The 11,468-nt window shown below is 59.5% G+C and carries 11 protein-coding genes; 5 read left to right on the top strand and 6 right to left on the bottom strand.

Annotation, left to right across the window (positions count from 1 at the left end):
- The first annotated feature begins 306 nt into the window (after positions 1-306).
- Positions 307-1,239 carry an IS110 family transposase gene (locus PSV43_RS23795; RefSeq protein ID WP_300203611.1) on the top strand — a complete coding sequence of 311 codons (933 nt, stop codon included), beginning with the start codon at positions 307-309 and terminating at the stop codon, positions 1,237-1,239.
- A gap of 118 nt (positions 1,240-1,357) precedes the next feature.
- Here PSV43_RS23795 and PSV43_RS23790 read toward each other — a convergent pair whose 3' ends face one another.
- Together PSV43_RS23790 and PSV43_RS23785 are read right to left on the bottom strand one after the other, a co-directional pair.
- Positions 1,358-2,989 (bottom strand): sodium:solute symporter, encoded by a 1,632-nt coding sequence (locus tag PSV43_RS23790; RefSeq protein ID WP_300203609.1) that lies wholly within the window; start codon positions 2,987-2,989, stop codon positions 1,358-1,360.
- 103 nt (positions 2,990-3,092) lie between these two features.
- Positions 3,093-3,407: a hypothetical protein gene (locus PSV43_RS23785; protein ID WP_300203607.1), complete on the bottom strand. Its 315-nt coding sequence runs from the start codon at positions 3,405-3,407 to the stop codon at positions 3,093-3,095.
- Positions 3,408-3,582: 175 nt separating this feature from the next.
- Between PSV43_RS23785 and PSV43_RS23780 the strand changes: the two genes are divergently transcribed.
- Together PSV43_RS23780 and PSV43_RS23775 are read left to right on the top strand one after the other, a co-directional pair.
- The gene (locus tag PSV43_RS23780) at positions 3,583-4,506 is read left to right on the top strand and encodes a tetratricopeptide repeat protein (RefSeq protein WP_300203605.1); all 924 of its coding nucleotides are present in this window, start codon (positions 3,583-3,585) and stop codon (positions 4,504-4,506) included.
- 72 nt (positions 4,507-4,578) lie between these two features.
- Positions 4,579-5,157 (top strand): methyltransferase domain-containing protein, encoded by a 579-nt coding sequence (locus tag PSV43_RS23775; protein ID WP_300203603.1) that lies wholly within the window; start codon positions 4,579-4,581, stop codon positions 5,155-5,157.
- A 6-nt stretch (positions 5,158-5,163) separates the two neighbouring features.
- Here the strand turns inward: PSV43_RS23775 and PSV43_RS23770 are convergent, their stop codons facing one another.
- Positions 5,164-6,588 (bottom strand): sulfatase, encoded by a 1,425-nt coding sequence (locus PSV43_RS23770; RefSeq protein WP_300203601.1) that lies wholly within the window; start codon positions 6,586-6,588, stop codon positions 5,164-5,166.
- 83 nt (positions 6,589-6,671) lie between these two features.
- On the opposite strand from PSV43_RS23770, the gene PSV43_RS23765 reads away from it, so the two are divergent.
- Entirely contained in the window at positions 6,672-7,493 is an 822-nt protein-coding gene (locus PSV43_RS23765; RefSeq protein ID WP_300203599.1) for a hypothetical protein, read from the top strand.
- 171 nt (positions 7,494-7,664) lie between these two features.
- On the opposite strand, the gene lysS is transcribed toward PSV43_RS23765, so the two are convergent.
- The gene (lysS, locus tag PSV43_RS23760) at positions 7,665-9,152 is read right to left on the bottom strand and encodes a lysine--tRNA ligase (RefSeq protein ID WP_300203597.1); all 1,488 of its coding nucleotides are present in this window, start codon (positions 9,150-9,152) and stop codon (positions 7,665-7,667) included.
- Positions 9,153-9,274: 122 nt separating this feature from the next.
- Here lysS and PSV43_RS23755 point away from each other — a divergent pair, with 122 nt between their 5' ends.
- Positions 9,275-10,120, top strand: coding sequence for a hypothetical protein (locus PSV43_RS23755; protein WP_300203595.1), 846 nt, complete (start codon positions 9,275-9,277; stop codon positions 10,118-10,120).
- A 15-nt stretch (positions 10,121-10,135) separates the two neighbouring features.
- Here PSV43_RS23755 and PSV43_RS23750 read toward each other — a convergent pair whose 3' ends face one another.
- A complete protein-coding gene (locus PSV43_RS23750) occupies positions 10,136-11,038 on the bottom strand; it encodes a PIG-L family deacetylase (RefSeq protein WP_300203593.1) in 903 nt (300 codons plus the stop codon).
- 62 nt (positions 11,039-11,100) lie between these two features.
- Positions 11,101-11,468: hypothetical protein (locus PSV43_RS23745; protein ID WP_300203591.1), on the bottom strand; the 368-nt coding region annotated here is incomplete at its 5' end.

Genomic DNA, 11,468 nt, shown 5'->3' with positions numbered 1-11,468 from the left:
GTCGCCTCGCTGAGGCTCGGCTGACCCTTGTATATTCATTTCCGTTATCATTGACCCCATGCTCTGGCATGGTCTTGATGGACCGGTTTGGCACCGGCGGGCGGCCGCCCGCCGGTGCCAAGCAGGGGGCCGGCCGCTCGTCCCTTGAACCATCTCACGATGAGTTCGCAGCCCAGCTTGGCCGTCCCCTGCTTTGTCGGTTTGAGATCGAACAGTTGCCTGAACCTCCCCGCTGCTCACGCCGCGTTGAGAGTTCGCATTCACAAGGTTGATCCTCTCCCTCACCAACGCCCTCACTCCTATCCCATGCCCCCCATCATTGTCTATCTCGGTGTCGATGTCTCCAAGGACTCCTTGGACGTGCACTTCTTCAAACAATCTCACCAGTTCCCCAACACCGCTGCTGGCATTGCGGAGCTGCTCAAACTCATCGCCAGGCACTCCGGCACCGTCCATGTCATCTGCGAGGCCACTGGCGGCTATGAGCGTGCCTTGTGCTCTGCGCTGCATGCCAAAAAGATCACCCTCAGCGTGGTCAACCCTCGCCTCCCGCGCGACTTCGCACGCTCGCAGAACCGTCTGGCCAAGACCGACCGTATCGATGCCCATGTCCTGGCAGACTACGGTGCCTCGGCAGCTCCGGCTCCCACACCACCTCCTGATCCCAACACTGCGCGTCTCGCCCAGATCGTGGGCCAGCGCAACATGCTGGTGACCGAGCGTGCCGCCTTCAAAACACGTCTGCATCAGGCCGATGACGAGCAGCTCATCGAGCAGCTTGAGCGCTTCATCAGCACTTTTGACAAGGAGATCGACAGCCTCGACACCCTCATGCGTAAACTCGTTGAAACCGATGCCTCGCTCACTAGCAGAGCCGCGCGTTTGCAGCAGGCCCAGGGCATCGGCCGGAACACTGCTCTGCTGCTGTGCTCTCACATGCCCGAACTCGGCACGCTCAATCGCAGCCAGGCTGCTGCTCTGGCAGGCCTCGCTCCCTTCAATCGTGACAGCGGCCGGTGGCGTGGTCAGAGGCACATCAGCGGCGGGCGCGGAGAGGTGCGCCGCATGCTCTACATGTGCAGCCTCACGGCGATACGCAAAAACTCCATCCTCAAGGCCTTCTATCAACGCCTCATCGCCTCAGGAAAGCCCGCCAAACTCGCGCTGACTGCCGTCGCTCGAAAACTGCTTGTGCTGCTCAATGCGGCACTGAAAAACGAACATCTTTCTCTTGCATGACAACACAGTTGCTGGGCTATGATACGGAAGGCCGTTGGCCTTCAAGACAAAGATGGTGGTCGATAGCTGAGAGCCTAGCTTGGATGAGATACAGGCCTGGTTCCAATGAACCGTGGTATCAGGTGCCGGCTTGGACGACCTTGGAGTGCCCGAGTTTGTTCTCGGGGGTCTTGAAGCACATGGCGATGGTGAAGGTGACGAGGGTGCCGAAGAGGATGCGCCAGGGGAACTCGATTTCGACCATCCAGTCAGGGCGGGGAATGCCGCCCTGCATGCCGAGGGAGGCCAGGAGGCCTTTGTCGAGGCCGCTGAGGTAGCTGACGACGATGAAGCCTGCGAGCATGGCGATGCCGTTGCCGCGATCGTTGCCACGGGTGTTGGTGAAGAGTCCGACCATGAAGACTCCGAGCAGGGAGCCGTAGGTGTAGCCGAAGACGCCGAGAATGATGGGGATGATGCGGAGGGAGGGATTGTGCGCCTTCACCCATGCGGTGGCGAGGGCGACGGAGATGAGGAGGACGGCAAACAACACGGTGCTGAAGCGTAAGACGCGAACCTTGCCTTTTTCGGTGTCGGGCTCGCCGAACCAGCGGAAGTGGAAGTCGCGGACGTAGCTGGTGGCGAGTGAATTGAGGGCGGTGCTGAGAGAACCCATGGCGGTGGCGAGAACACCGGCGACGACGAGGCCGCGCAGGCCGCTGGGCATGGAGGTGAGGATGAAGAACGGGAACACCTGGCTGCTGTCGGGTGCGCCTTTGGCGTTCTTTGGCAGCAGAATTTCGGGATGCTGCTGATAAAAGACGAAGAGGAGGATGCCGATGCTGAGCACCATGAAATTGACGGGGATATCGGCGACGCCGGAAAGGATGGTGGCGAATCCGCTCTGGCGCTTGTTCTTGGCGGTGAGCATGCGCTGCACCATGTCCTGGTCTGTGCCATGGGTGGCGAGGGTGACGAAGGTGGAGCCGAGGAAGGCCGTCCACATGGTGTACTCGGTTTCGAGGATGCCTTTGATCCAGCCCCAGGCACCGGAGTAATGCGGGTCGGGTCTGCCCCAGTCAATGACGGCCGGTTTCAAGATGGCGGCGTTTAATGCGGACCAGCCGCCGGTGTGTTCGAGGAGATGCCAGAGGGCAAAGCCGAGGGCGGAAAAGAGGATGATCACCTGGATGACATCTGTCCAGATCACGGCGCGAATGCCGCCGAGGGCGGTGTAGATCGAGGTCAGCACGGTGATGACCACCAAGGCGACGGCATAGAGCCAGAACTCGTGCATGGGGGTGATGGCGGGATTGATGAACACTTTCCAGCCGAGGACGAGCAGCACGGTGGGCACCCAGAGGCGCGAGCCGCTGGCCAGGAGCCGTGTGACGAGGAAGATGGCGGAGGAGCGGCGGCGTGTTTTGGGCCCGAAGCGTGCCTCAAGGAACTCATACACGCTGACGACGCCATGGCGGTAGTAGGCAGGGATGAAAACGGCGCTGACCACCACGCGGGCGAGGAGGTAGCCAGCCATGAGCTGGATGTAGGTGTAGTTGCGCAGGGCGTAGCCTTCGCCGGGAGCGCCGAAGAATGTTCCGGCGCTGATTTCTGCGGCCAGAATGGAGGCGAGGACTGCCCACCATGCGATTTGGCGATCGCCGAGCGTGAAGCCTTCCATGCTGCCGCTTTTGCTGCGCTGGGACAGACCAATGCCAATGATGAGGGCGAAATAACCGAGGATGACGAGGGCGTCGAGGAGGTAAGGCATGGCGTGTGTGGCGCGAAGTCTCGGTGCAAAGCACCACACACGTCAAGCACGCAGCCTGCGGCGGTCAAAACTGGTGGGGAGCGCGGGCATGCCGCGCGGCGCGTCACTTGGTGACGACGTTGGTCTCGAGTTTCGGCAATGCGCGTACGATGACGCGTTCTTCGACGAAGGTGCCGCGCGGGGACACGATGGTGATTTCCTCATAGACCTTGCCGATGTCCTTGTTGGTCAGCGGGTGGTGAATCAGCGTGCGAGTGGCGACTGTGGTATCACCCAAGGCTTTCACGGTGACACTTCCTGTCGGCGTGGGGGTGGCTGAGCGGGTGGCCACAGTGCGGGGTGCGCTGCACTGAGTGAGCAGCAGCGCTGAGGTGAGACAGATCGAGAAAGAAAGGGAGGCGTTAAGCTTGGATTTCATAGGTTGGTCAGTCGCTTGAAGTCATCAAGCTGACTGCGGGTGTTGGAGGGGAATCCTCATAAAGCGTTCAAATTTTGGAGGTTTCGCATTTATAGAAATCATGTGTGAGGGCGGAGCCTGAGGTGAGTTTAGGGTTGCTTCTGCGGTGCCTGATCCGCATTCTCGCTCAAAGGTCATGCAACAAATACGCCCATACATGGTGGTGTTACCTGTCGTTCTGCTGGCATGGTCCGGTGCGGCAGCCCCGCCGCAGAAGGAGGGCGTGGGGGCTGAGACTGGGCGGCTGGTGGCGCTGCATCGGCATTACCAAAGTGCAGCCGCGATGTCTGCCCAAGGCAGGCTGGCGGAGGCGGAGGCGGAACTGCGGGTGATCGTATTCACCTGCCGTGAGGTGTTTGGCAAAGAACATCCAGATACCTTGGTCAGCCGGAGTGATCTGGCGGCGATGCTGGCTGAGCAGGGCAAGTATGCCGAGGCGGAGAAAGAAAACCGTGGTGTGCTGGCGATTCGCCAGCAGGTGCTGGGGAAGGAACACCCGGACACGCTGCTGAGCCGGAACAATCTGGCGGCAACGCTGCAGGAACAGGGGCGGCATGCTGAGGCGGTGCATGAGTATCGCGCTGTGCTGGCTGTGCGTGAGCGTCTTTTGGGGGCTGAAAATTTGGATACGTTGGACTGTCGTAACAACCTTGCCACGGCGCTGAATGAGCAGGGGCGGCATGCGGAGGCGGAAAAAGAGCACAGGGAGGTGCTGGCGATTCGAGAGCGGCTGCTGGGGGTGCGGCATCCGAAGGCGCTGGCCAGCCGGAATAATCTGGCGGCGGTGCTACAGGAGCAAGGGCGGCATGCTGAGGCTGAGCAGGAACACCGCGCGGTGCTGGCGCTGCGTGAGAAGGTGCTGGGAGGGAAGCATGCGGATGTTTTCCTGAGCTGTTTCAATCTGGCTTTGTGTGTGGAAGCACAGTCGAGGTACCGGGAGGCGCTGGTTTTGATGCAGCGTGCGGAGGCGGGCTTTAAAAAGAGACTGGGTGCGGGGCATCCGTACACGCAAGCGGCGGAGGAATGCCGGCTGCGGATCGCGGCGGCGATTCCCAAATAAATCGCTGTCAGTCGGTTCATTGAACTGCAAAAGCTCTCGCGCCATGACGGGTACTCGTTAACATCGGCCCGAATGTCGGCCGTCACCTTTGTCAAAGAATTGCGTCATAACTGGAAGACCATCGGAGCGGTGGCCCCGTCTAGTACGGCGCTAGCGGAGCGTATGATGGAGTCTGCGGGAGTGTGGCAGTCCAAACGCATTCTTGAGCTTGGCCCTGGCACGGGTGCTTTTACGGGAGCCATTGCTGATGCGATGCCGCATGGTGCGGAGTATGTGGGGATCGAACTCATCGAGACTTTCGTGGAGCAGCTGAGGCCGCGGTTTCCCAAGATGCGCTTTGAGTGCGCGGGTGCGCAGGAGTTTGATTTCACGCAGGTGCTGCCGCCGGGTGAAAAATTTGACACGATCGTGAGCGGTCTGCCGTGGACGGCGTTTCCGCGTGGCTTGCAGGAGGCGATTTTGAACAATGTGCTGCCGCATCTGGCACCGGGCGGGTGCTTTGCGACCTTTGCGTACTGGGGGTTTCACAAGCTGCCGGGCGGCAGGCAATTCCGCTCGCTGCTGCATGAGATGACGCATGGGGTGGAGACGAGCCGCATCGTGTGGGGCAATGTGCCGCCGGCGTTTGTGTATCTGGCGCGGAAGAGCTGAGCGGCGTTATTCCGCTTTTTTCTTTTTGCCTTTGCCCTTCTTTTTGGGTTCGGATCTGGTTTGAGGCTCGTTTTTTGTTGGCATCGGTGCCTTGATCGCTTCGCGCCATGCGATCATTTTTGCGTGTAGTTCCTTCGTCTTGTCTGGCTGCTCGGAGGCGAGATTTTTCTGTTCGCCGATGTCGTCTTTGAGGTTGTACAATTCGAGGCGGTTGTCTTCGAAGAATTCCATGAGCTTCCAGTCGCCTTCTTCGATGAGGCCGACGGGGGTGGTGCGCCAGGTGCCTGCGCCTGCGCCGAGATAACCGGGGAAGTGCTGGTAGATGGCTTCGCGTTTGAGGCTGGCGGAGGCATCGCGGAATACTGGGACGAGGCTCTCGCCATCGAGGGGCTGATTTGCGGGGAGCGCAGCTTTGCCGATGTCGGCAAAGGTTGGGTACATATCCACATGGATGGTGGGGACGTCGCTGCTTGAGCCGGGTTTGGTGACGCCGGGCCAGCGGACGATGAAGGGGACGCGGGTGCCGCCTTCATAGAGGCTGCCTTTGCCGCTGCGGAGCGGGGCGTTGTCGGTGATGTCGCCGCCTTTTTTGATGCCTTCGCGGGCGTAGCCGCCGACGCCGCCGTTGTCGCTGGCGAAAATGAGGACGGTGTTGTCGGCGAGTTTGAGATCGTCGAGGGTGGCCATGACGCGGCCGACGCTTTCGTCCACGCTGGCGATCATGGCGGCGTAAATCGGGCTGTGATGACCGCCGACGGGGGGCTTGTCTTTGAAGCGGGCGGTGAGGTTTTCCTTGGCGTCGTGCGGTGAGTGGACGCCGAAGTGAGGGAGGTAGAGGAAGAAGGGGGCGTCTTTGTGGCGTTGGATGAAATCGACGGCTTTGTCGGTGAGGAAGTCGGCGAGGTATTCGCCCTTTGGGTATTCCACGGGCGGCTGTGTCTTGAAATCGAAGTGCTTGCCCATTGAGACGATGGCTTCGTCAAAGCCGCGCTGTCCGGGGTGGTAGGCGTCTTTCTCGCCGAGGTGCCATTTGCCGAACATGCCGGTGGCGTAGCCTGCCTGCTTCATCGTTTGAGCGATGGTGATTTTCTCCAGAGGTAGCTGCTGTGCATTGTCCACAGGGCGCAGCGGACGGGATTCCCACTCAAAGCGGCCGATGCCGCCGACGGTGTAGATGCCGGTGCGCGGGGCGTACTGGCCGCTCATGAGGGCGGCGCGGGTGGGCTGGCAGTTCTGGCAGTGGTGATGGCTGGTGAGCTTCATGCCCTGCTGCGCGAGTTTGTCGATGTTGGGGGTCTCGTAGTATTTGGAGCCGAAGCAGGCGACGTCGGTGTAGCCGAGGTCATCCGCGAGAATGAAGACAATGTTCGGCGTGCGGTCTGCGGCACGAAGGGAAAGGGTGAGGAGGAAGAGGCAGAGCAGGTGCTTCATGTGCCCGTGAACGACAGGCGCTGGCGCGAGATTGCATGATTTCAGCATCGACAGCTGCAATCGCACCCGCTTTGATCGGGCGCATGCTCCGGTCCCTCCTGATCCTTCCTTTCCTAGCTGCTCTCGGCTTTTCTGCTGACGTCATCAAGCCGGGGGTGCGCTCGCCCATCACGTTCAAAGTCTCGCCGCAGGTGTCCGACAATGCGCAGATCAAGATGCGCATGCATGCGGCTGAGACGCCGCCGCCCTATGATGTGAGTTTGGAGAAGTTCGACATCATCGTGCCGAAGAAGTACAAGAAGGGTGATCCGCATGGGCTCTTCATCTGGGTGAGTCCGAGCAATGCGCCTTCAATCTCGCCTGAATGGGAGGCTGTACTGGCGGAGAAGAAGCTGATCTTTGTGGGGGCGCACAATTCGGGCAACAACCGGGAGGTGTTTGCGCGCATGCGGATGGCGGTGGACGCGAATGACAACCTACGTGAGCTCTATGACATCGACGACAAGCGTGTTTATGTCTCGGGATTCTCCGGCGGTGGTCGTGTGGCCAGCATGCTGGGTGTGACGTATGCGGACATGTTCACGGGTGCCATCGCCTTTATGGGCACCAATTTTTACACGGACATCGTGAGCCTGGACAAGAGCGAGGTGTTTGAGGCGCGGTATATTCCGCATGAGGAAATCGCAGCGCTGGCGAAGGCTGAGGGGCGCTATGTGCTGGTGACTGGGGAGAAGGATTTCAATCTGAAGAACACGAGCGCTGTGTTTGAGAACGGGTTCAAGAAGGAGGGGTTTAAGGGGGTGGAACTCATCAATGTGCCGGGGCAGGGGCATCAGCCGCCGAAGGGGGAGTGGCTGAAGAAGGCGATTGAGTTTTTGGATGCGGGGACGGCTGTGAAGAAGTGATCACGGCAGGGGGGGGCTGCGGGTGAATGGAGCAGATGTGCTGGGAAGGCTTGTTTGCGGTGGGTGTGGCGAGAGCGGCGCTGAAGCGCCGCACTCCGGGGACGCTGGCGCGAGCATTCCTCCGCTGTGGTTTTGCGGGGTGCTTACTTGGCAGGTTGCGAAGCGAAGAAGTTAATCCTTCCGCTTGAGCTGCGGGAAGAGGATGACGTCGCGGATGCTTTCGGCACCGGTGAGCATCATGATGAGGCGGTCGATGCCGATGCCGATGCCGCCGGCGGGGGGCATGCCGTGCTCGAGGGCGAGGATGAACTCTTCGTCGATCTTTTGCGTCTCTTCGCCGGCCTGATGCTCCAGGCGCTGGCGCTGGACGATGGGGTCGTTCAGTTCGGAGTAACCGGGGCTGATTTCCTGGCCGTTGATGATGAGTTCATAGACGTCCACGATGGAGTCGTCTTCGGCGTTCTGCTTGGCCAGGGGGACGAGCTCTTTCGGGCAGTGGGTGACGTAGAGGGGATCGAACTGTTTGGCTTCGATGAGGCGCTCGAAGACGTGCTGGGTGACTTCGTAGTCTTCGAAGTTGGCTCCGATTTCGACGCCGAGTTCCTTGGCGCGGGCTTTGCGCTCTTCGGGGGTGTATTCATACCACTTGGGATCGACGCTCTTGAGGAGATCGGTGTAGCGAGTGCGCTTCCATGGACGGGAGAGGTCGATGGATTTGGTGACGGTGCCTTCTTCATCCTTGTGCTCGATCTTGAGGCCGCCGCAGAAGTTTTCTGCGAGGTGGCAGATCATGCCTTCGACGAGGTCGGCCATCTTCTCGAAGTCGGCGTAGGCCCAGTAGGCTTCGAGCATGGTGAACTCGGGATTGTGACGGCGGCTGAGGCCTTCGTTGCGGAAATTGCGGTTGAGTTCGAAGATCTGCGTGAAGCCGGCGACGAGCAGGCGCTTCAAGTAGAGCTCGGGCGCGATGCGCAGGGACATCGGCTGATTGAGCGCGTGGAAGAAGGTCTCGAAGGGCTTGGCTGCAGCGCCGCCGGCGACGTCCTGCATCATGGGTGTTTCGACTTCGAGGAAACCGCGTTCCTGCATGTAGTTGCGGATGGCGGCGACCATCTTGCTGCGGGTCACGAAGATCTCGCGGCTGCGGTCATTGGAAATGAGGTCGAGGTAGCGCTGGCGGTACTTGATCTCCTTGTCGGTGACGCCGTGCCACTTGTCGGGCAGGGGACGCAGGGACTTGGAGAGCGGGGTGAGTTTTTTGACGTGGATGGAATTTTCGCCGCGCTTGGTGATGAAGGTGAAGCCTTCCACGCCGACGAAGTCGCCGATGTCGATGAGCTGATTGAACTGCTCGTAGGCTGCGTCACCCACATCTCCTTTGCTGAGGTAGCACTGCATGCGGCCGCTGATGTCGCCGAGGTCAAAGAAGGTGGCCTTGCCCATTTCACGACGAGAGAGGACGCGGCCGGCTACGTTGACCGGAAGTTCTTCGAACGTGGACTTCATCTGTTCTTTCAGCGCGCCGGGCTGATGGGTGGTGTCGAAGCGACCGCCGAAGGGGTCGAGTCCGGCCTTCACCAGTCCGTCGAGCTTTTCGCGGCGGAATTGGAGGAGTTCGGACTCGGAATGTTCTGGAGCGGGGGCTGGCGTCGGTTGCATGGTCGTACGGATGAGTGGGCCGTGTCCATAGTCGTTTCCGCGAGGTTTGCCACTGCAAATGCCCTTCCCGGTGTGCAGGTTGGATTTGCCAGACGAGGTGGAGGATGCCAGAATCGGCCCAAATGAAGCTGCTCTGTGCGATTTTTATCTTCTCCCCGGTTTTTGCTGGTCTGTTGCATGCTCAGGAAAAAGAGTGGCCTGAGGTGGAAAAATTTGCTGCCGACATCAAGGGAGTGATCTGGGATCTGCGGGGAACGAACTCGCTGAAGCATCTGCGGTATGATGGAGAAAAGATCTTCCCGGTGACGGGGAATGGCATGAATCAGAATCCCTACAAGGAGCATGCTTTTGTGGATGTCGGCGTTTTCCAGATCGTTTTCGGTGATACCCGGGCCGCATGGTACTTTGTGAGTGATGACTTAAAGCTCATCACTCCCGTCAACATCAGCGAGATGGTTGAGTTCAAGGCCGAGCCAGGTTCAGTCATCAAGCCCGTCAAAAACTTCCCGCAGGATATCCAAAATGTGGTGTGGGTGGGCAGGAATCAACAAGCTGAACTCAAGCTGCGCTGGAACGGCAAGGAACTTGAAGTCGGGGCGAAGAAGGACTCGTGGATCGTGCAAAAGGTGGATGCCGTGGTGGCGAATCGCCGTGTCTTGGAAGCAGGTGGTGAAAACAACAGCTTGTTCTGGCTGGTCTTCTCAGAAGATGGTTCGGAGGCCACCTGGGTGAAGGTCGATGACATTTTTGGGGGGCATGCCAGCACCAATCCTGGCAAGGCTGCACTGGCTGCCCGAACGACCGGCCTCTCGCCTCAGCAGAACGATTTGGCCAATCACGCCGAAGATCTGCTGAATGCGGGCGAGAAGATGCGTGCGGCGACGCTGCTGCGTGAACTGGAGCGGAAAAACGCTGCAAACAAAGATGCACTGAAGAAGCTGCAGGCTCGCTTCAACTTGCTCAAGTGATGCAGATTAAGCGGACTACTTCGCGTCGTAGAACGGAAAGAGCTGCTTGATCTCGGAGGGGCTGGGGCGGCGGCCGTATTCGCAGACTTCGAAGGTCTCGGCGTATTTCACCGCGTTGCCTTGTTCGGGGCCATAGAGTTTGACCAGCAGCTCGCGGTACTTCTGCGCCTCGCTGCCCTGACGGGCACCCCAGCGGCGTTTCAGCCATGCACGACGTCCTACTTCGTCACTGGCAGGCGGGACGCTCTTTACATGCTCTTCTGAGCCATTGGCACCGCCTTCATAATGTTGCGAAGTCAGTTCGTGCAGGCCGTCGAGTTTTTGCTCGAAGGAGTCATCCACGCTGACGGCGATGTCTGGGGTGAAGGGATAGGGTTTCTGGAAGCCGTCGCTGGAGTAGAGGAACACCGGGTTCTTTTTCAGCGGTGCCACATCCGGGCAGATGAAGGGGACGGCGACCATGAAAGCGGCGTCTTGAATGAGCACGCCGACATAGCGATGATCGGGATGATAATCCCAAGGGCGGTGGGCGATGACGATGTCCGCCTTCCACTCGCGAATGATGCGGGTGATGAGCTTGCGGTTCTCCAGGGTCGGCATGAGCTCGCCATCGTGAATGTCGAGCACCTGGGAGGTGACGCCCAGTTTCTTGGCGCAGGCCGCCACCTCCGCAGCCCGACGGATCGCCAGCGGGCCGCCCGCTTCTTTCCAGTGGCCGATGTCGCCGTTGGTCACGGATACCAGTTTCACGTGATGCCCGAGCCGCGCCCACTTCACCGCTGTGCCTGCGGTTTTGTATTCGGCATCATCGGGATGCGCGCCGAAGACGATGATGCGGAGCTTGCCGTCGGCTTTGTCCTGCGCGTGGAGGGTGAAGGTGGTGAGACAGACGAGGAGAGTGAGGATGGAGCGAATCATGACGGTGGGAGTACGCGCCCTTCAACTTACCTCTGTCGAAACTTCGGACTCCACAGCATGCTCTACGGAACAATCTTGATTCTGAGCAATGGAAGCGGTTCCCATCCTTCTTTGTTCGGGTTTTGAGAAACCCATTCCAGTGTATCGACTGCGTCCTTGGTTTGTGGGGCTCCTAGTTCGCTGGCAATCATTGGAATGTCCTTGGCCTCATTTGTGCCACGGCGTATTTTGCCTCGAAACAGGGCAAGAGTTGCGAGCACACGACGCCTGACAGTCGGATTTGGATATGTTTTAGCCATGGCGATCAGTCGTGAAATCTGGCTCCGGGTCTCCGGGCCTGAGAATTCTTCCACAGACTTGACCTCAACGAGTTTTAGATTTTTCGACCTTTCGATCTGATCCTTGATCTGGGTATATCTGTCTTGTGCTG

Origin of the sequence: Prosthecobacter sp. (assembly GCF_029946185.1) — a bacterium.
Lineage (GTDB): Bacteria > Verrucomicrobiota > Verrucomicrobiia > Verrucomicrobiales > Verrucomicrobiaceae > Prosthecobacter.
This window is presented reverse-complemented; position numbering and strand designations above follow the sequence as displayed.

Bases quoted from the DNA above. Each gene is read 5' to 3' on its own strand.
- PSV43_RS23795 (WP_300203611.1), top strand. From the start codon at position 307: ATGCCCCCCATCATTGTCTATCTCGGTGTCGATGTCTCCAAGGACTCC.
- PSV43_RS23790 (WP_300203609.1), bottom strand. From the start codon at position 2,989: ATGCCTTACCTCCTCGACGCCCTCGTCATCCTCGGTTATTTCGCCCTC.
- PSV43_RS23785 (WP_300203607.1), bottom strand. From the start codon at position 3,407: ATGAAATCCAAGCTTAACGCCTCCCTTTCTTTCTCGATCTGTCTCACC.
- PSV43_RS23780 (WP_300203605.1), top strand. From the start codon at position 3,583: ATGCAACAAATACGCCCATACATGGTGGTGTTACCTGTCGTTCTGCTG.
- PSV43_RS23775 (WP_300203603.1), top strand. From the start codon at position 4,579: ATGTCGGCCGTCACCTTTGTCAAAGAATTGCGTCATAACTGGAAGACC.
- PSV43_RS23770 (WP_300203601.1), bottom strand. From the start codon at position 6,588: ATGAAGCACCTGCTCTGCCTCTTCCTCCTCACCCTTTCCCTTCGTGCC.
- PSV43_RS23765 (WP_300203599.1), top strand. From the start codon at position 6,672: ATGCTCCGGTCCCTCCTGATCCTTCCTTTCCTAGCTGCTCTCGGCTTT.
- lysS (WP_300203597.1), bottom strand. From the start codon at position 9,152: ATGCAACCGACGCCAGCCCCCGCTCCAGAACATTCCGAGTCCGAACTC.
- PSV43_RS23755 (WP_300203595.1), top strand. From the start codon at position 9,275: ATGAAGCTGCTCTGTGCGATTTTTATCTTCTCCCCGGTTTTTGCTGGT.
- PSV43_RS23750 (WP_300203593.1), bottom strand. From the start codon at position 11,038: ATGATTCGCTCCATCCTCACTCTCCTCGTCTGTCTCACCACCTTCACC.